Genomic DNA, 24943 nt, shown 5'->3' on the forward strand with positions numbered 1-24943 from the left:
CCATGCGATCCACCCTTTTGTCCTTCGCGCTGCTTGCCGCGCTCTGCGGCTGTGCGCATGCCGATGATCCGTCGCGTTCTGCGGCCAGCGCTGCCGACGCGTCCACCGCCCACCCTCTCGATCTGAGCGAGGCCGACGTGGCAGGCCTGCAGGCGCGCATGGCCAGCGGCCAGAGCAGCAGCCTGCAACTGACGCGCGCGTATCTGCAGCGTATTGCCGGCATCGATCGCGCCGGCCCCAGGCTCAACGCGGTGATCGAACTCAATCCACAGGCCGAAGCCGACGCGCGCGCCCTGGATGCCGAACGCAAAGCCGGCCACGTGCGTGGGCCGCTGCACGGCATCCCGGTGCTGCTCAAGGACAATATCGACGCGCTGCCGATGGTCAACAGCGCCGGCTCCCTCGCCCTGGCCGAGTTCCACCCCGCTCGCGATGCGTTTGTGGTGCAGCGCCTGCGCACCGCCGGCGCGGTGATCCTGGGCAAGACCAACCTCAGCGAATGGGCCAATTTCCGCTCCACCCAATCCAGTTCCGGCTGGAGCGGACGCGGAGGGCTCACGCGCAATCCATATGCGCTGGATCGTAATCCCTGCGGCTCCAGTGCCGGCACCGGTGCGGCCATCGCGGCCAGCCTGGCCACCGTCGGCATCGGGACCGAAACCGATGGCAGCATCACCTGTCCGGCATCGGTCAACGGCCTGGTCGGGCTCAAGCCGACCGTTGGCCTGGTCAGTCGCGACGGCATCATCCCAATTTCCGCCAGTCAGGACACCGCCGGCCCGATGACCCGCAGCGTCGCCGATGCGGCTGCAGTGCTGCAGGCCATCGCCGCACCCGACCCGCAGGACCCCGCCACCGCCAAGGCACCGGCGACCAGCGTCGATTATCTCGCCTACCTGAAACCCGACAGCCTGCGTGGCGCGCGCCTGGGCCTGTTGCGCAACCCGCTGCGCGAGGATCCGGCAATCGCCGCGGCGCTCGACCGCGCCGTGCGCACCCTGCGTGACGCTGGCGCCACCGTGGTCGAGACCGCCCTGGTCACCGATGGCAAGTGGGATGCTGCAGAGCAGATGGTCTTATTGGTCGAATTCAAGGCCGGCTTGAACGCGTATCTGCAGAACCACCACGCGCCTGTGGCGAACCTGGAGCAGTTGATTGCGTTCAATCGCAAGCACGCGCAGCGCGAAATGCCGTACTTCGGGCAGGAATTGTTCGAACAGGCGCAGGCAGCGCCCGGTCTCGACGATGCGGGGTATCTGAGCGCGCGCGCCAACGCCAAGCGATTGGCGGGGCCGGAAGGCATCGACGCAGCCTTGAAGGCAGATCGCCTGGATGCCTTGATCGTGCCCACGACGGGCGCGGCGTGGATCACCACACTCGGCAAGGGCGATACCTTCCCCGGCGCCGGCTATGGTGCCGCGGCGGTGGCCGGCTATCCAAGCCTGAGCGTGCCGATGGGACAGACCCAGGGCTTGCCACTGGGCCTGTTGTTCATGGGCACCGCCTGGAGCGAGCCGCGCCTGATCGAGCTGGCGTATGCATACGAGCAACGCAGCCATGCGCGCTTTACGCCTGGCTATGCGCCGAGTGCGCCGGCTGCGCCAGGTGGGGCCACGTCAGGCACGATACCCGTCGCGCCTGCGCCCGGTTCGCACCAGCATGATTGACCGCCGTTATACCTGGCGCCCAAGAAGGATGCCCCGGCGGGTGCTTGTGCAACTGCCTGCCGAACACATTCGATGCCGGCAGTTGCGCAATACCACCCGATAAAAGCAGTCCCACAAACGCAACGAGCGTCGCCAGGCGGGCGTGGGCGGCGCGCAAGAACCGCCTGCCCGCGGAATACATGCCGGTTCCGGGCACCGGCCGCACGCGCCTGGCAGCGATGCAGTCGTTTTCTTGGCGCGCTAGATGCTGGCCGCAGGCTCGCCGTCTTCGGCGCCCGGCGAGCGCACGCTCTCCTGTGCAATCGGCTCGGCAGGGCGTGATGGCGTTCTTTCCTGCGTTGCGATTTCGGCGCGCAGCCTCGGCAAGGCATACGCATGCTCGCGGGTCAGGAAATCGATCATGCGTTCGCGCACCAGGCAGCGCAGATCAAAGGCATCGCCGGAATTGCGCGCGCTCACCAGCAGTCGCACCTGGATGGTGTTGTCGCTGGTGTCGGTAATCTGGGTCACGCACACGCGGCCGTCCCATAGCGGTTCGCTGTGGCAGATACGCTCCAGTTCCGCACGTACCGCTGCAATCGGCGTGCGGTAATCCAGCCACAGGAACGCGGTGCCGAGCAGATCGGCACTGCTGCGCGTCCAGTTCTGAAATGGGTTTTCAATCCACCAGGTCAGCGGCACCACCATGCGGCGCTCGTCCCAGATCCGCACCACCACGTACGAGCTGCCGATCTCTTCGATGCGGCCCCACTCGCCTTCCACGATCACTACGTCATCCAGGCGAATCGGCTGGGTCAGTGCAATCTGCAAACCGGCGATCAGGTTGCCGAACACCGGCTTGGCCGCGATACCGGCCACCAGCCCGATGATGCCGGCCGACGCCAGCAAGGTCTTGCCGATCTGGCGTACCTGCGGGAAGGTCAGCAGCACCACCGAAATGCCGAGCAAGATCACCGTGCCCATCAGCACGCGGCTCAGCACCCGCGTCTGGGTCTGGATGCGCCGCGCGGTGAGGTTGTCCGACACCTCGATCGGATTGCTGCGCAAGATCGCCGCCTCGCCGGCGGCCACCGCGCGTACCAGCAACCAGGTGACGCAGCCGACGATTCCCAGGTGCAGCAGATGCTGCACCGCTGCCAGCGCCTTGCCGGCCAACGGGGTCGCTTCGGTGGCAACCCCCAGAAACAACAGCGGCAAGATAAACGCCGCCGGTAGCGTGATCACGCGAATGATGCGCGCACGGCGGTAGTCGCGACCCTGCATGCGGCGAAACAGCCACAGCATCAACGACCAGGTGACGATGCCCGCCAGCAGCGAGGCACCGAGCGGAATTGCATATTCGCGGATGACGTTCCAATCGGCAGTCAAACCGTTCCTCCTGTGGGGGGAAAGAGGGATGGCTGCCAGAGCATGCCGCACGCGGCATGAGCATCACGTCATGCGCACACGTTGATCATCCGCCCAGCGGCTGCGAAGCCACCTGTTGTTGCTTGCGCACGATCGCCATCGCAATTTCCAGCGACTGTTCGTAGTTCAGCCGCGGATCCACGCTGGAGCGATACGCCCGTTCCAGATCGCGCTCGGTGAGCTCGCGCGCACCGCCGGTGCATTCGGTGACATCTTCGCCGGTAAGTTCCAGATGCACGCCGCCCAGCCGCGTGCCGGCGGCCGCGTGCAGGTCGAAGGAGGTCTCCACTTCGTTGCGGATATTGTCGAAACGCCGCGTCTTATAGCCATTTCCGGTGCTTTCGGTATTGCCATGCATCGCATCGCACACCCACAGCACCCGCCGCCCGTCGCGCTTGACCGCATCCAGCAACGGCGGCAACTTGTCGGCGATCTGCGCCGCGCCCATGCGATGGATGAAGCTCAAACGCCCGGGCTCGTCCTCGGGATTGAGCACATCGATCAGGCGCAGCAGCTGGTCCGGCTGCACCGACGGCCCCACCTTGATCGCGATCGGGTTACGCACGCCACGCAGGTATTCCACGTGCGCGCCATCCAGCGCGGCCGTCCGCATCCCGATCCACGGGTAGTGCGTGCTGAGATTGAACCAGCCCCACTGACGCGGCACCTGACGGGTCAGGCCTTCTTCGTACGGCAGCAACAACGCCTCGTGCGAGGTGTAGAAATCGATGCGATTGAGGTTGTACACCTCTGCCCCGGACAGCGTTTCCATGAAGCGCACGGCGTCGCCGATCGAGGCAACCATCTTCTGGTAGTCCGCCGCCAGCGGCGAATAGCCCACCCAGTCCAGATTCCAGTATTCGGGGTGATGCAGGTCGGCGAAGCCGCCGTCGATCAACGCGCGCACGAAGTTCATCGTCATTGCCGAGCGCGAATGTGCGGTGATCATGCGGCGCGGATCGGGCACGCGCGCGGCCTCGGTGAAGGCCGGCGCATTGATCACATCGCCGCGATAGCTCGGCAAGGTCACGCCATCGCGCGTTTCGGTGTCGGCCGAGCGCGGCTTGGCGTATTGCCCGGCAAAGCGACCCACCCGCACCACTGGCAAATGCAGGCCGTGCACCAGCACCAGGCTCATTTGCAGCAGCACCTTCAAACGGTTGGAGATGGTGCCCGATTCGCAATCGCTGAAATTTTCAGCGCAATCGCCACCCTGCAGCAGGAAGCGCTTGCCTTCCTGCGCTTCGGCCAGCTGGCGCTTGAGCGCAAAGATTTCCCACGAGGTCACCAGCGGCGGCAGCCGCCCCAGCTCGTGCATGGCCGCCTGCAGCGCGTTCTCATCCGGGTACACCGGCAGCTGCAATGCAGGTTTGCCGCGCCAGCTGTCCGGCGCCCACACTGCGGCGGCCGAATCGGTAGCGGAAGTGGCAGCGGAAAGATTCATGAAAGGACTCCTAGGCAGCCTGCGATGTTCGCAGAGCCGGAACGCTACGCAAAGCGCCTGGAGGCCAATGGCACCGAATTGCCGCCGCGTCCGTCCGACGCGCGGTCGCGCGCCGGCCCTTTCGACCTGAACAGCAAACAACATCGCCCGTCGAGCCATGACTTTCGACCTACGCTAGCGCTCGCCAAAGCGCTCAACGTTACAAAATAACAACACCCTCCCCCTCACTCGCCTCGCGAAACTGCCATGACTCCTCGTCTTCTGTCTGCTGCCATCACCGCCGCCCTGCTGGCCGCCCCCATCGGTGCGGCGTTTGCCGCCGATGCCGACTCCGAACGCACGACCGATCTGGACACGGTCAACGTGATCGCCAAGCTCGAGGCGGCGCGCAATGCCCTGTCGCCGGACATCGGCAGCAGCCAATTTGCCATCACCGCTGACGATATCGATCGCCTGCCGCTCGGCGCGGCGACTCCACTCAATCAGGTCCTGCTGCAGGCGCCGGGCGTGGTACAGGATTCCTATGGCGGCATTCACGTCCGCGGCGACCACGCCAACCTGCAGTACCGCATCAACGGGGTGATGATTCCCGAATCCATCTCCGGTTTCGGCCAGAGTCTGGAGCCGCGCATCATCAAGAACCTCAAGCTGCTCGATGGTGCGTTGCCCGCGCAGTTCGGCGACCGCACCGCAGCCGTGGTCGACATCACCACCAAGAGCGGTGCCGAACTCGGCAATCGCGGCAGCGTCGGCATCACCGCCGGCTCATTCGGCACCATCAACCCCAACGCCTCGCTGTGGGGCAGCAGCGGGCGTTGGAGCTGGTTCGTCAGCGGCGATTACGACCAGAACAAGAATGGCCTTGAAAACCCGGTCGACAGCCTCAACCCCATCCACGACAAAACCCATCAGGGCAAGGGTTTCGCCGATCTGACCTACCTGGTCAACGAGAACACCCGTCTCAGCCTGCTGGTCGGCTACGCGAACAACCGCTTCCAGATCCCCAACAATCCGGGGCAGACGCCGGCCTTCGATTACCTGGGCACCACCGATTTCGACTCCTCGCGCCTGGACGAGAACCAGCGCGAAAACACCCGTTTCGGCACCCTGGCCCTGCAAGGCACGCTCGGCGACACCAACTATCAGCTCTCCGCCGGCCAGCGTTACAGCAGCGTCGCCTTCTCCCCCGACGTCGCCGGCGACCTGATCTTCAACGGCATCGCCTCGCGGGTGGACCGCAGCAACCGCGCCAATACCGTGCAGGCGGACTTCGCAACGCCATGGGGCGGCTCGCATACGCTGCGCTACGGCGTGTACGGCAATTTCGAACACGCCATCGCCAGCAACAATTCGTCGGTCTTCCCCGCCAACGACGACGGCAGCCAGAGCAGCAACGTGCCGCTGTTCATTCCCGACGGCAGCCGTTTCCATGCCAGCACCTACGCGCTCTACCTGCAGGACGAGTGGAAGATCGGCGAAGATTGGACCGTCAATTACGGGTTGCGCGGCGACAAGTACAAGGCCTTCGGCACGACCGAAGGTCAGCTCAGCCCGCGCCTGGGCGTCATCTGGCGCGCCACCGACAGCACCACCGTGCATGCCGGATACGCGCGTTATTTCACCCCACCGGCCAGCGAGCTGATCTCCACCAGCGACATCGCGCTCTACGACGGCACCACCAACCAGCAGTCGGCCGGTGACGGTCCGACCACGCCACTGAGCGAACGTAGCGACTACTACGACCTGGGCATCTCGCAAGTGGTCACCGACCATCTGACGCTTGGCCTGGACACCTATTACCGCAAGGCCGACCGGCTGCAGGACGAAGGCCAGTTCGGTGCCGCCTATATCTATTCCACCTTCAATTACCGCTATGGCCGCATCCGCGGCGCCGAATTCAGCGCCGACTACACCAACGGGCCAGTGACGGCATATTTCAACCTCGCCTACAGCAAAGCCATGGGCAAGCGGGTCATGACCAGCCTGTACAACTTCGATCCGGATGCGCTGGCCTACACCTACGACAACTGGATCCACCTGGATCACGACCAGAAGCTGACCTCGTCCGGCGGCATCAACTACGCCTTCAGCGAAGGCAGCAAGGTCGGCCTCAACTATCTGTTCGGCAGCGGCTTGCGCACCGATACCGACACCGTGCCCAACGGCGCCTCGCTTCCGTCGTACTTCCAGTTGAATGCCAGCGTCGGCCACGACTTCGACGTCGATACGCATCCGCTGCATGTGCAACTGGCCGCGGTCAATGTCCTCAACCGCAGCTACCAGTTGCGCGATGGCGGCGGTATCGGCGTCTTCGCGCCGCAGTGGGCGCCGCGCCGCGGCGTCTATGTGAGCCTGCAGCAGGACTTCTGACGCGGTGCAAGGCAGCGAATGGACCGGAACAATACCGGCCCATTCGTTGCCGAAGTCCGATGACCAAGCCTGCAGCACGGCTGGCCACGCTGCGGACCGCCTGCATGGCTGATGCGCATCGTTTGGCAGACACGTAAATATCGGCTTATCGATTGAAGCAATGCCGCGATCCACCAGCGCTAGCCAGCGGAAAGAGCCAGGAATCAGTCACGTCTTCGATGTCGTTCTTGGCGCTCGCGGTCGACACGCCGCAGACGCATGCAAGCGGCAGCAACGGCGTCCAGTATCAAGGCCAGGAGGCAGACGCGTCGAGCAAGCGCAGCGCAGGGCGGGCGCCTTGCGACGAATCAAGCCGCCCGGCCTGCAGCGGATCAGGCGGCCCTTCAACCGCCAACCGCGCAGCAGCCTCGCCTAAGCAACGCACAGCGGCCGTTGCCCGTCACGATCCCACTGCACGCCTACAAGGCTGCCGCAGGGCTTTGCGAGGCGCTAGACCTGCCATGCGTCAGTGATGGACCGAGCTACGCCGCGCCTTGAAGCCCGCGTACAGCGCCCACAACGCCAACCCCACGAACCACACCATGCTCCACATGGGCATGCTCAACCCGAGGAAGCGCCAATCGATATTGCCGCAATCGCCGGTGCCGGTCAGCACGGTGCGGAACACCTCGAAGGGCCCCATGGTCTCGCTCAGAAAGCTCAACGGCGGCCCGCACGAAGACATCATGTCCTTGGGCCGGATCTGCACCCACACATGCCGCGCAGCGATGCCCATGCCCACGCCCGCGGCGATGAAACTCAAGACCCCATAGACCTTGCGCCCGGCGGCGGCACGCGGCCCATGCAGCGCGCCGAGCAGAAAAAACATGGCCAGCGCCGCGAAGGCGATCCGTTGGAAGATGCACAGCGGGCAAGGCTCCAGACCCAGATGCAACTGCACATAGATCGCGTAAGCCAGCAATCCTGCGCATGCAAGAAAGCCCAGCAGAAACTGCGCCCGGAAACTCCAGCGAAATGGATTCATCGTCACTGCTTGCCTTGGGTCAAGTCGTCGATTATCAGCCATCGCCACGGCCGTGACCACGCATGACTGAGCGAGCGGTCTAATCGCGCGGCGTCTGCTGCTTGTGCGCTGCGGCGCCGCCGCGACACGGGGTGACACGCATGCGATGTCCGAAAGACCAGGGCCCACCGCACGCCCACCCGCGAGCGGCAATCCAAAGCCCGCAAGCCGTCGTCGACCAAGCGGAAGGAGATTGCAATTGGCCGAGCAAGCGGCAGCAGCTGCACTGGCACATAGGCTTTGGCGACGTCGCCCTGCTTGCTGCGTAACGCACACATCCACGCGCACGCACGCGTGCCCGTGCAGTCGACAGCCGTCGGCAGACACGCAGTTTCGAGCAGCCAACAAAAAAGCCCGGCGTCAGCCGGGCTTCTTCGAGAATCTGTGCAGCAGCGATCCGATTACTCGGCCACTTCTTCGGCGACGACCGGACGGCCGACCAGCTCGACATACGCCATCGGCGCATTGTCGCCGGCACGGAAGCCGGCCTTCAGGATGCGCAGGTAGCCGCCGGGACGGGTCGCGTAACGCGGGCCCAGTTCGACGAACAGCTTGCCCACGGCTTCCTTGTCGCGCAGGCGGGCGAACGCCAGACGGCGGTTGGCAACGCCATCGACCTTGCCGATGGTGATCAGCGGCTCGGCGACGCGACGCAGTTCCTTGGCCTTCGGCAAGGTGGTCTTGATCAGCTCGTGCTTGAACAGCGAGGCGGCCATATTGCGGAACATGGCTTCGCGATGCGCGCTGGTGCGGTTGAACTTACGGCCGGATTTCTGGTGACGCATGAGTATGGTTTCCTAGGGAATGTTGAGACTGCTTGAGAAACGTTGTCGCCATCCTGGCGCTGTTGAATGGACTGCGGTTGGTCCGAGCCGGCCGTCCTTGAACCGGATGTCATCGCAGGCTTTAACCCGTCGATGTAGAAAACAAACATGGGCGCCCGAAGACGCCCATGCCTTGATGCATTAACCAAGCATGCCGTGCTGGGCGACACCGGCCGGCGGCCAGTTCTCCAGCTTCATGCCCAGCGCAAGGCCGCGCTGTGCCAGCACTTCCTTGATTTCTGTCAGCGACTTCTTGCCCAGATTCGGGGTCTTGAGCAGCTCGACTTCGGTCTTCTGGATCAGATCGCCGATGTAGTAGATGCTCTCGGCCTTGAGGCAGTTGGCCGAACGCACGGTCAGCTCAAGGTCGTCGATCGGGCGCAGCAGCACCGGATCCACGCCGCTGGCAGCCGGCTTGGCCGCACCGCGATCGCGGTGGGTGAAATCGCCGAACACCGACAGCTGATCGCTGAGGATGTCGGCGGCGGTGCGCACGGCTTCCTCGGCATCGATCGTGCCGTTGGTTTCGATATCGATGACCAGCTTGTCGAGGTCGGTACGCTGTTCGACGCGCGCAGCTTCCACGGCGTAGGCAACGCGACGCACCGGCGAGAACGACGCATCCAGCATCAGACGACCGATGGTGCGGGTCTCTTCATCCGGGCGACGACGCGCAGCAGCCGGCTGGTAGCCAAAGCCACGCTCGATCTTCAGGCGCATGTTCAATGCGGTGTCTTTGGTCAGGTGGCAGATCACGTGGTCGCCGTTGATGATCTCAACGTTGTGATCGGTCCTGATGTCTGCCGCAGTGACCGTACCCGGACCCTGCTTGGACAACGACAGCGTGGCGCTGTCGCCACTGTGCATACGAATCGCCACGTCTTTCAGGTTCAGCAGGACGTCAAGCACGTCTTCCTGCAAACCTTCCACCGTGGTGTACTCATGCAGCACGCCGTCGATCTCGACCTCGGTGATCGCAAAACCGGGGATCGACGACAACAACACACGACGCAGGGCATTGCCCAGCGTGTGCCCGTAACCGCGCTCCAAGGGTTCGATCACGACCTTGGCGCGGTTGTCGGTAAGACGTTCGATCTGCGGACCACGGGGGCGCAGAACCTGGTTGGCGGTAACCGTCATGTTGCGGGGTCTCCTGCGAACCTCCGGCAGTACCGGAGGTTCTCCAATGTGAATTACTTCGAATACAACTCGACGATCAGCGCTTCGTTGATATCCGAAGGCAGGTCAGCGCGATCCGGAACGGCCTTGAACACGCCGCTGAACTTCTTCGAATCGACTTCAACCCACGACGGCGTCATGTCGTGCTGCTCAGCCACGGTCAGGGCTTCCTGCACGCGAAGCTGCTTCTGTGCCTTTTCCGACAGCGTGATCGCATCGCCAGCCTTGATCTGGTACGAGGCCAGATTCACCGACTTGCCGTTGACCAGCACGCCACGGTGCGACACCAGCTGGCGCGCGGCCGGACGGGTGACGGCAAAGCCCATGCGGTAGCAGACGTTGTCCAGACGGGTTTCCAGCAACTGCAGCAGGTTCTCGCCGGTGTTGCCCTTCTTGGTCGAGGCCTTCTTGTAGTAGTTGCGGAACTGACGTTCCAGCAGACCGTAGATACGCTTGACCTTCTGCTTTTCGCGCAGCTGGGTGGCGTAGTCGGAGAGCTTGCCCTTGCGAGCCGCACCGTGCTGGCCGGGCTTCTGCTCAAGCTTGCACTTGGAGTCCAGCGCACGCGCCGGGCTCTTGAGGGAAAGGTCGGCGCCTTCGCGACGCGCGAGCTTACAGGTAGGACCGATATAACGAGCCATTTCTTATCGCTCCCTTTAGACGCGACGCTTCTTCGGCGGACGGCACCCGTTGTGCGGGATTGGCGTCACGTCGATGATGTTGGTGATCTTGTAGCCCACGTTGTTCAACGAACGCACGGCCGACTCACGGCCCGGACCCGGACCCTTGATACGCACTTCCAGCGACTTCACGCCGTAATCGAGCGCAGCGCGGCCAGCCTTCTCGGCGGCAACCTGGGCAGCGAACGGGGTCGACTTGCGCGAACCACGGAAACCGGCGCCGCCGGACGTAGCCCACGACAGCGCGTTGCCCTGGCGATCGGTGATGGTGACGATGGTGTTGTTGAACGAAGCGTGGACGTGAGCGACGCCGTCAGTGATGACGCGCTTGATCTTCTTCTTCGTTTTCTTTTCTGCTGGCTTGGCCATGATCTATCCCTTACTTCCTGATCGCCTTGCGCGGACCCTTACGGGTGCGGGCGTTGGTACGGGTGCGCTGACCACGCAGCGGGAGACCACGGCGATGACGCAGACCGCGATAGCAGCCCAGGTCCATCAGTCGCTTGATCGCGATACCGATTTCGCGGCGCAGGTCGCCTTCGACGACATACTTGCCGACTTCGGCGCGCAGGCGCTCGATTTCGGGTTCGGACAGATCACGAATCTTCGTGGTCGAGGTAACGCCTGCGGATTCGCAGAGCTTCTTCGAACGGGTACGGCCGATGCCGTAGATGCTTTGCAACCCGACCCAGACGTGCTTCTGGGCTGGCAGGTTGACGCCTGCAATACGCGCCATGACGCGATTCTCCAACTGAGTGATGGCCCGACAGCGCCCAGGCGCCATCCGGCAGGATGGATCAAAAGTGAACTCGGAATTATAGCAAGGCCTCGGATTGCTTTGAAGCCCGTGGAACCAGAGGTTCCATGGACCCGGCGTGGGGAGTGTGCCCTCGCTCCGGCGCCGGACGGTGTTGATCCAGAAAACTACTCCGAATCGCCTGTGCTACTCCCGCACAGGACCACCCCGTCACACCCGCGCGCGAGACGTCGCGCGAGCCGCCCTTCTGATCGGAAGATCGTGGCCCGGGAACCAGGCCGTCTTCACGCAATGAAGATCTAGTGTACCACTTAACCGCGCGCAAGACCGCCGCGCGAGCCGCCCTTGAGGTTGGCCTTCTTCAGCAAGCTCTCATACTGGTGCGACATCAGATGCGCCTGAATCTGCGCAATGAAGTCCATCACTACGACCACTGCGATCAACAGCGAGGTGCCGCCGAAGTGGAACGAGGTGCCGAGCTGCGTGCGCATGATTTCCGGCAACAGGCACACGATCACCAGGTACAGCGAACCGGCCGCGGTCAGGCGCGTCAGCACGCCATCGACGTAGTCGGCGGTGGCCTTGCCAGGACGGATGCCCGGAATCAGCGCGCCCGACTTCTTGAGGTTGTCGGCGGTTTCCTGCGAGTTGAACACCAGCGCAGTGTAGAAGAACGCAAAACCGATGATCAGCGCAGCGAAGACCAGCATGTGCACCGGCTCACCGGGCCCAAGCGCGTTGGCGATCTTCTGCAGCCAAGACCCCACCCCACCCGACGCCGCCTGGCCCGACCACATCGACAGCGTCGCCGGGAAAGCGAGGATGCTGGACGCAAAGATCGGCGGAATCACGCCGGCCATGTTGAGCTTGAGCGGCAGGAACGAGGTCTGGTTCATGTACGCATTGCGACCGCCCTGGCGGCGCGCGTAGTTGACCGTGATCCGGCGCTGCCCACGTTCGACAAATACGACGAACAGCGTGAACGCCAGGATCGTGATGACGATCAACAGCAGCGAAATGAAGCTCAGATTGCCTTCGCGGAAGGCTTCGACCGTCTGGATGGCCGCCGACGGCAGGCCAGCCACGATGCCGGCAAAGATGATCAGCGATACGCCGTTACCGATGCCGCGCTCGGTGACCTGCTCGCCTACCCACATCAGGAAGATGGTGCCAGCGGTTAATGCGATCACCGCGGTGAGCACGAAGCCCATGCCCGGCGCATACACCACCGGAGCGCCACCGGGCGCGGTCTGGTTCTGCAGTGCCAGCGCGATACTGCCGCCCTGCACCACAGCCAGCAACACCGCACCGATGCGCGAATATTGGGTGATCTTGCGTCGACCCGACTCGCCTTCCTTCTGCATCGCCTTGAGGGCGGGAAAGATATGCGTGGCCAACTGGATCACGATCGACGCCGAGATGTACGGCATCACGTTCAACGCAAAAATACTGAAACGGTGCAGGGCGCCGCCCGAGAACATGTTGAACATGTCCACGATGCCGCCGCCCTGCGCCTGCATCAACGAAAGCATGGCATCGGGATTCACGCCCGGCACCGGCACATAGCAGCCGATGCGATAGACGATCAATGCCCCGAGGACGAACAGTAGCCGCTGGCGAAGTTCCGTGAACTTGCCGAGCCCGCCACCGAGGTTACCAATGCCAGCCTGCGCCATCTGCCGATTACTCCTCTACGCTGCCGCCGGCAGCTTCGATTGCCGCCTTGGCGCCTGCGGTTGCCGCAACGCCCTTCAGCACGAACTTCTTGCTCAGCTCGCCCTTCAGCACGACCTTCGCCTTCTTGGCGCGGCTCGGGACCAGATTGGCCGCACGCAGCGCTGCGAAGTCGACATCGCCGGCATCCAGCTTGTCCAGCTGGTAGGACAACACTTCTGCGGTATCGCGCGCCATCTTGGAGCGGAAACCGATCTTCGGCAGACGGCGCTGCATCGGGGTCTGGCCGCCTTCGAAGCCGGCCTTGATCTTGCCGCCACCCTTACGAGCGAACGAACCCTTGTGACCGCGACCAGCGGTCTTGCCGAGGCCCGAACCGATACCACGACCGACGCGGGTGCGCTCGGTACGGGCGCCGTCGGCCGGCTTGAGGTCATTAAGACGCAGAGTCATGGGATTACTCCTCAACCTTGACGAGGTAATGAACCGTATTGATCAGGCCACGCACCTGCGGGCTGTCCTTCAGTTCACGCACATCGTTCAGCTTATTCAGGCCCAACGCACGCACCGACAGGCGGTGACGCGACTGGGTTCCACGCAGGCCACGCACCAGGCGCACCTTCACGGTCTTGTTGGTGTCCTTAGCCATGGTTGAGCTCCTCCACCTTCTTGCCGCGCTTGGCCGCAACGCGTGCCGGCGACTGCACTTCCGACAGACCCTTCAGGGTCGCACGGACCAGGTTGATCGGATTACGCGAACCGACAGCCTTGGCCAGCACGTTCTTGACGCCAACCGCTTCCAGCACAGCGCGCATGGCGCCGCCTGCGATGACGCCCGTACCTTCCGAAGCCGGCTGCATGTAGACGCGTGCTGCGCCATGGCCGGACTTGACGGCATGCCACAAGGTGCCGTTGTTCAGATCGACAGTGGCCAGATTCTTGCGCGCCTGTTCCATCGACTTCTGGATGGCAACCGGCACTTCGCGCGCCTTGCCGTAACCGAAACCGACCTTACCCAGACCATCGCCGACCACGGTCAGCGCGGTGAAGGTGAACTGGCGACCGCCCTTGACCGTCTTGCTGACGCGATTGACCGCGACCAGCTTTTCGATCATGCCATCGTCGACTTTCTCTTCGCGGTTACGGTCGCGATCACGACCCCGCGGTGCACGTTCTTCTGCCATCTTGATTCCTTGATTGATTGAGTATGTACGGCTCGAAGCCGCTTATGGTTGTGAAGTGAAGCGGTGTTCCCGGCACCGTTGCAAAAGAACGGGACGGTCCGGCATCTCCCTGCCGGCGGTATCGCGAAGGTGGTCGATGACCACCTCCGCAGCAGTGCTTTAGAACTGCAGGCCGCCTTCGCGCGCAGCGTCGGCAAGCGCCTTGATGCGGCCGTGGTAGCGGTAGCCCGAGCGGTCGAATGCGACCTTCTCGATGCCTGCAGCCTTGGCGCGCTCGGCGATCAGCTTGCCGACCTTAGCGGCCGCATCGCTGTTCTTGCCGTTCTTCAAGCCATCCTTGACGTCGGCCTGCAGGGTATTCGCAGCAGCGATCACCTTGGAGCCGTCGGCAGTGAAGACCTGCGCATACAGATGTTGACCGGTGCGCAGCACCGACAGACGGGCAACGCCGAGCTCACGGATGTGCGCACGGGTGGACTTGGCGCGACGCAGACGGGCGATGTTCTTGTTGATGCTCATGATATTTATCCTACGAAAGCTGAAGGAAAACAGGCTTGTACATTGAAAAGTCCGGCCATTGATGGCCGGGCTCCTCGCAGAGGGACCTGCCTTACGCCTTCTTGGCTTCCTTGCGAATGATGACTTCATCGGCGTACTTCACACCCTTGCCCTTGTAGGGCTCCGGCGGACGGAAGCCGCGAATCTTGGCGGCAACTTCGCCGACGCGCTGCTTGTCGGCGCCCTGGACCACAATTTCGGTCTGGGTAGGAGTCGACAGCGTGATGCCTTCCGGCGCCACGAACACCAGCGGGTGCGAGAAACCGAGCGCCAGGCTCAGGTCCTTGCCCTGCATGGCAGCACGGTAACCGACGCCGACCAGCTCGAGCTTGCGCTCGAAGCCCTCGGAGACGCCCTTGACCATGTTGGCCAGGATGGCGCGCACGGTGCCGGTGAGGGCGATCTGCGACGGATCGTTAGCCGACAGCGTGGCAACGTCGCCATCGATGGCGATTTCGACACCAGCCGGCTTGGGCAGGGTCAACGTGCCCTTCGGGCCCTTGACGCTGACCAGCTCAGGCTGGACCTTGAGTTCAACACCCTTCGGGAGGGAGACAGGCTTCTTGGCTACACGGGACATGTTCGATTCCTTCCCTTAGGCCACGAAGCACAGAACTTCACCACCAACGCCGGCTTCGCGAGCCTGCGCATCGGTCATGATGCCCTTCGACGTGGAGATGATGGCGATACCCAGGCCACCGAGGACCTTGGGCAGCTCGGTCTTGCCGCGGTACTGTCGCAGACCCGAGCGCGAAAAACGCTTCAGGGTCTCGATGACCGGGCGGCCTTCGAAATACTTCAGCACGATTTCCAGTTCCGCCTTGTTGTTTTCGGTCTGGGTCACGCGCAGGTCGGTGATGTAACCCTCGTCCTTCAGGACCTGGGCGATCGCAACCTTAATCTTGGACGACGGCAATTTCACCGTCTGCTTACCAACCGCGGCCGCATTCTTGATGCGAACCAGCAGGTCGGCGATGGGATCAGTCATGCTCATGTGAGTACCTTTGAGTGCACCGATATCCGCTTTCGCGAAAATCTTGTGTTTTCCTGGGGACGGGCCAGGACCCTTGACGCCATGCCAAGCCCGAACGGGCAAGACAGAAGCGGAAGTATACGACAAAAGAGCCCGACTTGCGTCGGACTCTCTTGTTGAACAGAACCATCCTGTTCAAATCCGGCCGCGAACGGCCGGAATGCTGTTACCAGCTCGCCTTACGCAGGCCCGGAACGTCGCCGTTCATCGTGGCCTTGCGCAGCATGTTGCGACCCAGACCGAACTTGCGGTAGACACCGCGCGGACGACCGGACAGCTCGCAACGGTTGCGATAGCGGCTCGGCGACGAATCGCGCGGCAGCTTCTGCAACTTGGTCGACGCTTCGATCTTCTCTTCGTAGGACGCATCCTGACTGGAGAGGATCTTCTTCAGCGCATCACGCTTGCCGGCGAATTTCTTCGCCAGCTTTGCACGCTTGATGTCGCGGTGGATCATGGAGGTCTTTGCCATTTCGGATGTCCTCGACGGTCAGTTACGGAACGGGAACTTGAACGCTGCCAGCAGCGCCTTCGCTTCCGCATCCGTCTTGGCGGTGGTGGTGATGGCGATATCCATACCGCGAATCGCGTCGACGGCGTCGAAGTCGATTTCCGGGAAGATGATCTGTTCCTTCACACCCATGTTGAAGTTGCCACGACCGTCGAAGGAGCGACCGGACACACCACGGAAGTCGCGCACGCGCGGCAACGAGATGTTGATCAGGCGATCCAGGAACTCGTACATCTTGGCGCGACGCAAGGTGGTCTTGCAGCCGATCGGCCAACCGTCACGGATCTTGAAGGATGCGACCGAAACGCGCGACTTGGTGACCACCGGCTTTTGACCGGAGATCTTGGCCATGTCGGCGACCGCATTTTCCAGGATCTTCTTGTTGGTAGCGGCTTCGCCCACGCCCATGTTGAGCGTGACCTTGACCAGCTTCGGCACTTCCATCGGATTGGTGTAGCCGAATTCCTTCATCAGGGCCGGCACCACGTTTTCCTTGTAAAACTTTTCGAGACGAGTGTTCATGATCTCATTCCTCAGGCGTCGAGCGCCTCACCGCTGGAGCGGAACACACGCAGTTTGCGTCCATCCTCCAGCACCTTGAAGCCAACGCGCTCGCCCTTGCCCGTTGCCGGGTTGACGATATTGACGTTGGAGATATGGATCGACGCTTCACGCTCGACCACGCCGCCGGCAACGCCTGCCTGCGGGTTCGGCTTGGTGTGGCGCTTGATGACGTTGGCGTTGGAGACGATCACGCGATCGCCCTCCACACGCACCACTTCACCCTGCTTACCCTTGTCCTTGCCGGTGTTAATGACGACCTGGTCGCCCTTCTTGATACGGTTAGCCATGTATATGTCCTCCGCTCACAGCACTTCGGGAGCGAGCGAGACGATCTTCATGAACTTCTCGGAACGCAGCTCGCGCGTCACCGGCCCGAAGATGCGGGTCCCGATCGGCTCCTGCTTATTGTTCAACAGCACAGCGGCGTTGCCATCGAAGCGGATCAGCGAACCGTCGGGACGGCGCACACCCTTGCGGGTACGCACCACGACGGCGTCGTAGACTTCGCCCTTCTTGACCTTGCCACGCGGAATGGCGTCCTTGACGGTCACCTTGATGATGTCGCCAATGTGTGCGTAACGGCGCTTGGAGCCGCCCAGCACCTTGATGCACATCACTTCCTTGGCACCCGAATTGTCGGCGACATCGAGGTAGCTCTGCATCTGGATCATGATTCAGATCTCCCTTATTCGGCCGAACGGGTGACGATTTCCACCACCCGCCAGTTCTTGGTCTTGGACATCGGAGCAATCTCGGTCACACGCACGACGTCGCCTTCGTTGCAGGCATTGTCGGCGTCGTGTGCGTGCAGCTTGGTCGAGCGCTTGATGTACTTGCCGTACAGCGCATGCTTGACCTGGCGCTCCACCAACACGGTGACCGTCTTGTCCATCTTGTTGCTGACGACACGGCCTTCGACCGTGCGCAGCGTTTGCTTTTCGTTATTGTCGCTCATCGCGGCCGTCCTTACTTGGTGCTGCCGAGCAGGTGCTTGACGCGAGCAATCTCGCGGCGCACCCGGCGGGTTTCGTGGGTCTTCGGCAGCTGGCCGGTGACCTGCTGCATACGGAGCGAGAACTGCTCCTTACGCAGATCGGTCAGGTGGGCCTTCAATTCGTCAGCCGACTTCTCGCGGAGTTGTTTGATATCCATCAGCGCACCGTCCGGGTCACGAAAGTGGTGGTCACCGAGAGCTTGGCAGCGGCAAGGCGAAACGCCTCACGTGCGGTCTCTTCGGGGATTCCCTCGATTTCATAGATCATGCGGCCCGGCTGAATCTGCGCGACCCAGTACTCCACGTTGCCCTTACCGGAGCCCATGCGGACTTCGATCGGCTTCTTGGTGATCGGCTTGTCGGGGAACACACGGATCCACATCTTGCCGCCCTTCTTGACGTGGCGGCTGATCGTGCGGCGTGCTGCTTCGATCTGGCGTGCGGTCAGCTGACCGTGCGCCGTGGCCTTGAGGCCGTACTCGCCGAAGCTGACGGCGTTTCCGCTCCATGCCAGGCCGTCGTTACGGCCCTTGTGCATCTTGCGATATTTGGTTCGCTTGGGTTGCAACATTGCCGTTACCTCGCTTCACGAGCCGGGCGCGACGGGCGGTCACCACGGTCGCCGCGATCGTTACGATCGTTGCGCGGGCTGTCGTCCTGCTTTTCCTGGCCAACCTGAGAGAAGTCGAAGACTTCGCCCTTATAGATCCAGACCTTGATGCCGATGATGCCGTACGTCGTGGACGCCTCGGCAAAACCGTAATCAATGTCGGCACGTAGCGTGTGCAGCGGCACGCGGCCTTCGCGGTACCACTCCGAACGGGCAATTTCTGCACCGTTGAGGCGGCCAGCCACATTGACCTTGATGCCCAAGGCACCCAGGCGCATCGCGTTACCGACCGAGCGCTTCATTGCACGGCGGAACATGATGCGACGCTCAAGCTGCTGCGCGATCGACTCGGCGACCAGCTGCGCATCCAGCTCCGGCTTGCGCACTTCGGTGACGTTGATGTGCGCCGGAACGCCCATCAGCTGGCTCACTTCCTTGCGCAGCTTTTCGATGTCCTCGCCACGCTTGCCGATCACCACACCCGGACGGGCGGTGTGAATGGTCACGCGGGCGGTTTTGGCAGGGCGCTCGATCAAGATCTTGCTGACACCTGCCTGCGCGAGCTTCTTGCGCAGCATTTCACGCACTTTCAGGTCGGCTGCCAGATAGGAGGCGAACTCGGCCTTGTTTGCGTACCACTTGGAATTCCAGTCCTTGGCGATGCCCAGGCGGATTCCAGTCGGATGAACTTTATGACCCATGGTCTTTTCCTTTCCGCTTACTTGGCGGCGCCCACAACCACAGTGATGTGGCTGGTGCGCTTGAGGATGCGGGTACCGCGGCCTTTCGCCCGCGCCATGAAACGCTTCAGGGAGGGACCTTCATCAACCATGATGGTCTTGACCTTCAGCTCGTCGACATCCGCGCCCTGATTGTTCTCGGCATTGGCGATCGCCGACTCCACCACCTTTTTGATCAGGTGTGCAGCCTTCTTGTCCGAGAACTTCAGCAGATTGACCGCACGTTCGGCGGACAAACCACGCACCTGGTCAGCGACCAGGCGGGCCTTCTGCGGGGAGATGCGCGCGGTGCGCAGGATTGCTTTCGCTTCCATCGTCATCTCTCCTTACCTGCCCGACTTCTTGTCGCCACCGTGACCCTTGAAGGTCCGGGTGACGGCAAATTCGCCGAGCTTGTGGCCGACCATATTCTCGTTGACGAGCACCGGAATGTGGTTCTTGCCGTTATGCACGGCGATGGTGATGCCTACCATTTCAGGCAGGATCATCGAACGGCGCGACCAGGTCTTGATCGGCTTCTTGCTACCCGCAGCGGACTCCACCTTCTTTGCAAGGTGGTGATCGACGAACGGGCCCTTCTTAAGTGAACGTGCCATGGTCGATTAGCCCCTACGATCGCGGACGATGAACTGCTGGGTGCGCTTGTTCTTGCGCGTCTTGTAACCCTTGGTCGGAACACCCCACGGGGTGACCGGATGCGGATTACCCTGACCAGCCTTCGCTTCACCACCACCGTGCGGGTGATCGACCGGGTTCATGGCCGCACCGCGAACGGTCGGACGAACACCGCGCCAACGCTTGGCGCCGGCCTTGCCCAGCTTCTCAAGGTTGTGCTCGTCGTTGCCGACTTCGCCGATAGTGGCGCGGCACTCGACCGGCACCTTGCGCATTTCGCCCGAGCGCAGACGCAGCGTGGCATAGATGCCTTCGCGAGCGACCAGCTGGACGGCTGCACCGGCGGCACGTGCGATCTGAGCGCCCTTACCCGGCTTCAGCTCGATACCGTGAACCGTCGTACCGACCGGGATGTTGCGCAGCGGCAGCGTATTGCCGGTCTTGATCGGTGCGTTGGCACCGGCAATGACCTGGTCGCCGGCCTTCAGGCCCTTGGGGGCGATGATGTAGCGGCGCTCGCCGTCGACGTAGCACAGCAGGGCGATATGAGCGGTACGGTTCGGATCGTATTCGATCCGCTCCACACGCGCCGGAATGCCTTCCTTGTTGCGCTTGAAGTCGATGATGCGGTAGTGCTGCTTGTGGCCACCACCGACGTGACGCACGGTGATGCGGCCGTGGTGGTTACGACCACCGGACTTGCTCTGCGAGTCGAGCAGCGCCGCGTGCGGTGCGCCCTTGTGCAGATCGGGAGTAACCACGCGCACGGCGGAACGACGGCCGGGAGAGGTGGGTTTGAACTTCATCAATGGCATGGGATGGACCTCAGGCCTTGGCCGTTACGTCGATGGACTGACCATCAACCAGGCGGACGTACGCCTTCCGCCAATTGCCACGGTTGCCAGCACGGTTACGGAAGGACTTGCTCTTGCCCTTGACGTTGACCACGTTGACTGCCTTGACCTTGACGTCGAACAGCTGCTCAACCGCGGCCTTTACATCGGCCTTGGTGGCTTCGTTCGAAACTTCGAAGACATACTGGTTGGAGATTTCCTGCAGGCGCGCGGTCTTTTCGGAGACTCGCGGAGCACGCAGCACGCTGAAGATTTTTTCGTTGCTGCTCATGCCAGCCACTCCTCGACCTTCTTGACCGCATCGGCGGTGATCACGACCGTATCGGCCCCGACCAGAGCGACCGGATCCAGACCCTGCACGTCACGCACCTGCACATACGGCAGATTGCGAGCGGACAGATACAGGTGCTCGGAAGCCTCTTCGGTAACGATCAGCGGGCGCTTGCCCACTTCCAGCCCCTTGAGCTTTTCGATCAAGCCCTTGGTCTTGGTCGCTTCGAGGTCGAACGCGTCGACGATCATCAGACGACCCTGACGGTTCAGCTCGGAGAAGATCGCGCAGATGGCCGCACGGTACATCTTGCGGTTGACCTTCTGCTCGAAGCTGCGCGGCTTGGCCGCGAAGGTCACGCCACCGCCGACGAAGATCGGAGCCGTCAGCGCGCCATGACGCGCACCGCCGCCCTTCTGCTTTTTCGACTTCTTGGTCGTGCCCGCAACTTCCGAACGCGTCTTCTGTGCCTTGGTACCGGCGCGACCGGCATTGCGATAAGCGACAACGACCTGGTGAACCAGATCTTCGCTGAATTCGCGACCGAACACGGCATCGGAGACCGAGACCTTGTTGTTGCTACCCGTGATAACGAGTTCCATCGTCATCTCTCCTTATGCCTTGCTCGCCGGACGGACGATCACATCGCCACCAGCTGCGCCAGGCACGGCGCCGCGGATAGCAATCAGACCACGCTCGACGTCGACCTTGACCACTTCCAGGTTCTGCGTGCTTTGCTGCACTGCGCCCATGTGGCCCGACATCTTCTTGCCCGGGAAAACGCGACCCGGGGTCTGGCGCTGACCCAGCGAACCCGGCGCGCGATGCGACAGCGAGTTACCGTGGGTTGCATCGCCCATACGGAAGTTGTAGCGCTTGATGGTGCCCTGGAAACCCTTACCCTTGGTGACGCCCTGGACGTCGACCTTCTGGCCGACCTCGAAGATGTCCGCCTTGATTTCGCCACCGACGGCGAAATCGCCGAGCTGGGCATCTTCAACACGGAATTCCCACAGGCCGCGACCCGCTTCCACCTTCGCCTTGGCGAAGTGGCCTGCAGCCGGCTTGTTGACCAGCGCGGCACGACGGGCGCCAACGGTGACCTGCACGGCGCTGTAGCCGTCAACTTCGACGGTCTTGATCTGCGCGATGCGGTTCGGAGTTGCTTCGATCAGCGTGACCGGTACCGAGCGGCCGTCTTCAGTGAAGACGCGGCTCATACCAGCCTTGCGGCCCACGAAGCCCAACGAATATTTCTTCGTCATGGTCGTAGTCCTCAGGTCAACTTGATCTGGACGTCGACGCCAGCCGCGAGCTCGAGCTTCATCAGCGCGTCCACGGTCTTGTCGTTCGGGTCGATGATATCGAGCACACGCTTGTGCGTGCGGGTTTCGTATTGGTCACGCGCATCTTTGTCAGCATGCGGGGATACGAGGATAGTGTAACGTTCGATCTTGGTCGGCAACGGGATCGGGCCACGCACTTGCGCGCCAGTCCGCTTAGCCGTTTCGACGATCTCGCTGGCCGAACGGTCAATCAAGCGATGATCGAACGCCTTCAGCCGGATACGGATCTTCTGATCCGCCTTCTGACCGGTCTTTTGCTCCGCCATGACGGTGAGTTCCTTCGTTAAAAGAGCGACGGGCAAGGCCTCTGGGATACCTGCCCCGATATTCCTGACGTTGATGAAATCGCCGCGCATCCTGCTGGCGAGGGCATTTCCTCCGCCCAAAAACTGAGGCAGCCCGGTAACCCGGCCTGCCCAGACGGAAAAGTATAATGCGCAACAAGAGCACGGTCAACAACGTGAGAGTTGTTGAGTGCTCCATGCAACGCGACCTTCCCGGTCTGGCGAACACGAGCGGCATCCTGCCGTTCTTTTCGCTGTAACTCAGCGCCCTACCCAGGGACACCGAGCCGCGTATTCTAGCGGCTCACCTCCGCTCCTGCAAGCGCGCTACTCTGATCCGGAGCTAGCCGGGTAGCAGCTGTGACGCATAAACCCGCCCCGGACACCGCCTTTGTCGGGGCGCTAGTCCGGACTGACCAAACTCAGGGCCGAGAATCAAACACGCCGGACATGGACAATCGCCGGAGTATAGGGCCTTGGTTCCAGGCAATATCGGACCCCAGCGGCGTTGCCGGGATACTGCAGTGATCGTTGCAAGGCTCTACTTTGCCAACGCGTTTGCATCACCGGTGTGCTGTTGCAGGCAAAGCCTGCCACGACTGCAGCAATGCTGCTTCCGAAGATGGCCCTGCAGATAACACCTAAGCAGCACGCCCCCGATCCGCCCGGTGGCAGGGTGTCGACCACCGGCAAGAATCCGCCCACTACACTGGGAACGCCATCCATATCGAACTCACCAAAGACGTCCGTATCCGCGCAAGCGGCGCGCCATTTGACGGCGCTGATGCTAGACCGTATCGCGGTGGACGCTTCCGGTCTCAGCGACATCGACGGCCCCACCGGCGCTTATCGGGTCGACCTCCGTCGCGGACCGGATTACCGACAGCTGCAAAGGCGGCATAAGGTAGACGTATCAACCAATACAAGTAACCAACCTTTCTTTCCCACCCGGCCTCGTCCTTGCAGGATTTCCCCACCGGACACCCCCTATGCCCCGGCACCCTCTCTTGTTTTGCGGCCTACTACTCTTCGGACTCGTCGCCCCGCCTTCCCGCGCTGCCGGCAACGATGGCAAGGCCTGCTCGCGTGCGTTGCACCAGACGTTTACTACCTCCGCCAGCGCGACCACGTTGCCGGTGGCATGCGCGCACATCGGTCCGCTCGCACTTGGAATGCGCAAGCAACAGGTACTGGCCGCGCTAGGGCAGCCTGACGTTACCCACACCGATGCGGTGGATCCGAACAGACTCAGCCTGCTGTATCTATACCCGCGCGACATCAAAGCACAGCTGGCGCAGCATCCGCGTCGAGCTGGCACCCTCGTGCAAGGCGAGCTGGCGGTGGGATTGCGCAATGACCGTGTCAGCAACCTGATCGCCTTCGCCGATCAGAGGGCGCCCCCGCCCTTCCATCTACTCGGCCATCCGGTCGGCACCCAGATCAACCGCATCCTCCAAACCATCGGCGGCAGCCCGCAATGGAATGCCAGCCGCGATTACGTCCAGTTCTCCGCCATGCCACTGGCCATTGACGTGGACCCGGACACTTTGGCCATCGTCGGGCTGAACATCGCAACCACCAAACAGGAGCTGGACAATTTCGACTTGCCCGGCCTGAATCTGCTCAAGAACCCGACAAGGGGCTTGATCAACGGCATTCGCTGACTGTTGCCGGCATCTGCGCGCCATGCCGCCTTACGTCATGACAGCCGGTTCGCCAATCCGCAATCATGCCTCCGATGCGACTTGCTCACGCACCATCTGCCCACCCGACGCAGCGTTATGAGTGGGGCAGGCGCCTGTTTTCTTCATCTCTCTCTTTGCATCGGCAAGCGCATTCTCGCGCCAGGCAGGGTCCCCGCCAACACGTGTACAAAGAAAAAGGCCGGCTCTCGCCGACCTTTTCTTTTCCAGCGACACGGCAGCCGAAGCTGCCGTGCTGCAGGTGTTGCTTACTTGATGATCTTGGCAACCACGCCGGCACCGACGGTACGACCGCCTTCACGGATGGCGAAGCGTAGACCTTCGTCCATTGCGACCGGGTTGATCAGGGTCACGACCATCTTCACGTTGTCGCCCGGCATCACCATCTCCACACCTTCCGGCAGCTGGCAGGCGCCAGTGATGTCGGTGGTGCGGAAGTAGAACTGCGGACGGTAGCCCTTGAAGAACGGGGTATGACGGCCACCCTCGTCCTTGGACAGCACGTAGACTTCGGCTTCGAACTCGGTGTGCGGCTTGATCGAACCCGGCTTGCACAGCACCTGGCCGCGCTCGACGTCGTCACGCTTGGTGCCGCGCAGCAGCAGACCGGC

The 24943-nt window shown here is 62.4% G+C and carries 34 protein-coding genes and 1 pseudogene; 4 read left to right on the forward strand and 31 right to left on the reverse strand.

Annotation, left to right across the window (positions count from 1 at the left end; genetic code table 11):
• Window positions 1-17: 17 nt before the first annotated feature.
• The gene (locus tag LN450_RS09925; protein ID WP_170808585.1) at window positions 18-1667 is read left to right on the forward strand and encodes an amidase; all 1650 of its coding nucleotides are present in this window, start codon (window positions 18-20) and stop codon (window positions 1665-1667) included.
• Window positions 1668-1907: 240 nt separating this feature from the next.
• On the opposite strand, the gene LN450_RS09930 is transcribed toward LN450_RS09925, so the two are convergent.
• Together LN450_RS09930 and LN450_RS09935 are read right to left on the reverse strand one after the other, a co-directional pair.
• Entirely contained in the window at window positions 1908-3035 is a 1128-nt protein-coding gene (locus LN450_RS09930) for a mechanosensitive ion channel family protein (protein ID WP_008571659.1), read from the reverse strand.
• An 85-nt stretch (window positions 3036-3120) separates the two neighbouring features.
• Window positions 3121-4518, reverse strand: a complete 1398-nt coding sequence (locus LN450_RS09935) for a class II 3-deoxy-7-phosphoheptulonate synthase (protein ID WP_008571660.1) — start codon at window positions 4516-4518, stop codon at window positions 3121-3123.
• Window positions 4519-4764: 246 nt separating this feature from the next.
• Between LN450_RS09935 and LN450_RS09940 the strand changes: the two genes are divergently transcribed.
• A complete protein-coding gene (locus LN450_RS09940) occupies window positions 4765-6888 on the forward strand; it encodes a TonB-dependent receptor (protein WP_011346546.1) in 2124 nt (707 codons plus the stop codon).
• A 59-nt stretch (window positions 6889-6947) separates the two neighbouring features.
• Window positions 6948-7245 (forward strand): annotated as a pseudogene (locus LN450_RS09945) (hypothetical protein); the annotation flags it as partial.
• Between the two features lie 148 nt (window positions 7246-7393).
• On the opposite strand, the gene LN450_RS09950 reads toward LN450_RS09945, so the two are convergent.
• From LN450_RS09950 to rpsJ, 28 genes are all read right to left on the reverse strand, one after another.
• Window positions 7394-7912 carry a disulfide bond formation protein B gene (locus LN450_RS09950; RefSeq protein ID WP_011346545.1) on the reverse strand — a complete coding sequence of 173 codons (519 nt, stop codon included), beginning with the start codon at window positions 7910-7912 and terminating at the stop codon, window positions 7394-7396.
• A 440-nt stretch (window positions 7913-8352) separates the two neighbouring features.
• Window positions 8353-8736, reverse strand: a complete 384-nt coding sequence (gene rplQ / locus LN450_RS09955) for a 50S ribosomal protein L17 (protein WP_011346543.1) — start codon at window positions 8734-8736, stop codon at window positions 8353-8355.
• 180 nt (window positions 8737-8916) lie between these two features.
• Window positions 8917-9915 (reverse strand): DNA-directed RNA polymerase subunit alpha, encoded by a 999-nt coding sequence (locus tag LN450_RS09960; RefSeq protein WP_002811635.1) that lies wholly within the window; start codon window positions 9913-9915, stop codon window positions 8917-8919.
• Window positions 9916-9968: 53 nt separating this feature from the next.
• The gene (gene rpsD / locus LN450_RS09965; RefSeq protein ID WP_002811641.1) at window positions 9969-10595 is read right to left on the reverse strand and encodes a 30S ribosomal protein S4; all 627 of its coding nucleotides are present in this window, start codon (window positions 10593-10595) and stop codon (window positions 9969-9971) included.
• 15 nt (window positions 10596-10610) lie between these two features.
• On the reverse strand, window positions 10611-11003 hold the full coding sequence (gene rpsK, locus LN450_RS09970) for a 30S ribosomal protein S11 (RefSeq protein ID WP_003486671.1): 393 nt from the start codon (window positions 11001-11003) through the stop codon (window positions 10611-10613).
• A gap of 10 nt (window positions 11004-11013) precedes the next feature.
• Window positions 11014-11370 (reverse strand): 30S ribosomal protein S13, encoded by a 357-nt coding sequence (rpsM, locus tag LN450_RS09975; RefSeq protein ID WP_003486672.1) that lies wholly within the window; start codon window positions 11368-11370, stop codon window positions 11014-11016.
• A 332-nt stretch (window positions 11371-11702) separates the two neighbouring features.
• Window positions 11703-13067: a preprotein translocase subunit SecY gene (secY, locus tag LN450_RS09980; RefSeq protein WP_008571664.1), complete on the reverse strand. Its 1365-nt coding sequence runs from the start codon at window positions 13065-13067 to the stop codon at window positions 11703-11705.
• Window positions 13068-13074: 7 nt separating this feature from the next.
• Entirely contained in the window at window positions 13075-13518 is a 444-nt protein-coding gene (gene rplO / locus LN450_RS09985; protein ID WP_011346542.1) for a 50S ribosomal protein L15, read from the reverse strand.
• Window positions 13519-13522: 4 nt separating this feature from the next.
• Window positions 13523-13714 (reverse strand): 50S ribosomal protein L30, encoded by a 192-nt coding sequence (gene rpmD, locus LN450_RS09990; protein ID WP_003486678.1) that lies wholly within the window; start codon window positions 13712-13714, stop codon window positions 13523-13525.
• The gene (gene rpsE, locus LN450_RS09995) at window positions 13707-14249 is read right to left on the reverse strand and encodes a 30S ribosomal protein S5 (RefSeq protein WP_003486682.1); all 543 of its coding nucleotides are present in this window, start codon (window positions 14247-14249) and stop codon (window positions 13707-13709) included. The genes rpmD and rpsE overlap by 8 nt, the downstream gene beginning before the upstream one ends.
• Window positions 14250-14408: 159 nt before the next feature.
• Complete coding sequence (gene rplR / locus LN450_RS10000) at window positions 14409-14768, reverse strand: 50S ribosomal protein L18 (RefSeq protein WP_003486684.1); 360 nt, start codon at window positions 14766-14768, stop codon at window positions 14409-14411.
• Between the two features lie 91 nt (window positions 14769-14859).
• Entirely contained in the window at window positions 14860-15387 is a 528-nt protein-coding gene (rplF, locus tag LN450_RS10005) for a 50S ribosomal protein L6 (RefSeq protein WP_011346541.1), read from the reverse strand.
• 15 nt (window positions 15388-15402) lie between these two features.
• A complete protein-coding gene (gene rpsH / locus LN450_RS10010) occupies window positions 15403-15801 on the reverse strand; it encodes a 30S ribosomal protein S8 (protein ID WP_003486688.1) in 399 nt (132 codons plus the stop codon).
• A 205-nt stretch (window positions 15802-16006) separates the two neighbouring features.
• The gene (gene rpsN / locus LN450_RS10015; RefSeq protein ID WP_008571667.1) at window positions 16007-16312 is read right to left on the reverse strand and encodes a 30S ribosomal protein S14; all 306 of its coding nucleotides are present in this window, start codon (window positions 16310-16312) and stop codon (window positions 16007-16009) included.
• Window positions 16313-16330: 18 nt separating this feature from the next.
• The gene (rplE, locus tag LN450_RS10020; RefSeq protein ID WP_008571668.1) at window positions 16331-16873 is read right to left on the reverse strand and encodes a 50S ribosomal protein L5; all 543 of its coding nucleotides are present in this window, start codon (window positions 16871-16873) and stop codon (window positions 16331-16333) included.
• Window positions 16874-16884: 11 nt separating this feature from the next.
• The gene (gene rplX, locus LN450_RS10025; protein ID WP_008571669.1) at window positions 16885-17202 is read right to left on the reverse strand and encodes a 50S ribosomal protein L24; all 318 of its coding nucleotides are present in this window, start codon (window positions 17200-17202) and stop codon (window positions 16885-16887) included.
• A gap of 15 nt (window positions 17203-17217) precedes the next feature.
• Entirely contained in the window at window positions 17218-17586 is a 369-nt protein-coding gene (rplN, locus tag LN450_RS10030) for a 50S ribosomal protein L14 (RefSeq protein WP_003486699.1), read from the reverse strand.
• Window positions 17587-17600: 14 nt separating this feature from the next.
• The gene (rpsQ, locus tag LN450_RS10035; RefSeq protein WP_003486701.1) at window positions 17601-17870 is read right to left on the reverse strand and encodes a 30S ribosomal protein S17; all 270 of its coding nucleotides are present in this window, start codon (window positions 17868-17870) and stop codon (window positions 17601-17603) included.
• An 11-nt stretch (window positions 17871-17881) separates the two neighbouring features.
• Entirely contained in the window at window positions 17882-18067 is a 186-nt protein-coding gene (gene rpmC, locus LN450_RS10040; RefSeq protein WP_003486703.1) for a 50S ribosomal protein L29, read from the reverse strand.
• Window positions 18067-18480, reverse strand: coding sequence for a 50S ribosomal protein L16 (rplP, locus tag LN450_RS10045; protein ID WP_003486706.1), 414 nt, complete (start codon window positions 18478-18480; stop codon window positions 18067-18069). Before rplP ends, rpmC begins: the two co-directional genes overlap by 1 nt.
• 5 nt (window positions 18481-18485) lie before the next feature.
• A complete protein-coding gene (gene rpsC / locus LN450_RS10050) occupies window positions 18486-19220 on the reverse strand; it encodes a 30S ribosomal protein S3 (protein ID WP_008571670.1) in 735 nt (244 codons plus the stop codon).
• 17 nt (window positions 19221-19237) lie between these two features.
• The gene (gene rplV / locus LN450_RS10055) at window positions 19238-19573 is read right to left on the reverse strand and encodes a 50S ribosomal protein L22 (RefSeq protein WP_003486710.1); all 336 of its coding nucleotides are present in this window, start codon (window positions 19571-19573) and stop codon (window positions 19238-19240) included.
• 12 nt (window positions 19574-19585) lie between these two features.
• Window positions 19586-19855 carry a 30S ribosomal protein S19 gene (gene rpsS, locus LN450_RS10060; protein WP_005917128.1) on the reverse strand — a complete coding sequence of 90 codons (270 nt, stop codon included), beginning with the start codon at window positions 19853-19855 and terminating at the stop codon, window positions 19586-19588.
• Window positions 19856-19861: 6 nt separating this feature from the next.
• Entirely contained in the window at window positions 19862-20689 is an 828-nt protein-coding gene (rplB, locus tag LN450_RS10065; protein WP_003486715.1) for a 50S ribosomal protein L2, read from the reverse strand.
• A gap of 10 nt (window positions 20690-20699) precedes the next feature.
• Window positions 20700-20999: a 50S ribosomal protein L23 gene (gene rplW / locus LN450_RS10070; protein ID WP_003486717.1), complete on the reverse strand. Its 300-nt coding sequence runs from the start codon at window positions 20997-20999 to the stop codon at window positions 20700-20702.
• A complete protein-coding gene (rplD, locus tag LN450_RS10075; RefSeq protein WP_005917124.1) occupies window positions 20996-21601 on the reverse strand; it encodes a 50S ribosomal protein L4 in 606 nt (201 codons plus the stop codon). The genes rplW and rplD overlap by 4 nt, the downstream gene beginning before the upstream one ends.
• A 12-nt stretch (window positions 21602-21613) precedes the next feature.
• Window positions 21614-22264, reverse strand: a complete 651-nt coding sequence (gene rplC / locus LN450_RS10080; protein ID WP_005917121.1) for a 50S ribosomal protein L3 — start codon at window positions 22262-22264, stop codon at window positions 21614-21616.
• Between the two features lie 11 nt (window positions 22265-22275).
• Window positions 22276-22611, reverse strand: a complete 336-nt coding sequence (gene rpsJ, locus LN450_RS10085; RefSeq protein WP_008571672.1) for a 30S ribosomal protein S10 — start codon at window positions 22609-22611, stop codon at window positions 22276-22278.
• Window positions 22612-23618: 1007 nt separating this feature from the next.
• Here rpsJ and LN450_RS10090 point away from each other — a divergent pair.
• Entirely contained in the window at window positions 23619-24293 is a 675-nt protein-coding gene (locus LN450_RS10090) for a hypothetical protein (RefSeq protein ID WP_011346540.1), read from the forward strand.
• Between the two features lie 287 nt (window positions 24294-24580).
• Here LN450_RS10090 and LN450_RS10095 read toward each other — a convergent pair.
• On the reverse strand, window positions 24581-24943 hold a 363-nt coding region (locus LN450_RS10095; protein ID WP_039438698.1), incomplete at its 5' end, for an EF-Tu C-terminal domain-related protein.

Origin of the sequence: Xanthomonas euvesicatoria pv. euvesicatoria (assembly GCF_020880415.1) — a bacterium.
Classification (GTDB): Bacteria; Pseudomonadota; Gammaproteobacteria; order Xanthomonadales; family Xanthomonadaceae; genus Xanthomonas; species Xanthomonas euvesicatoria.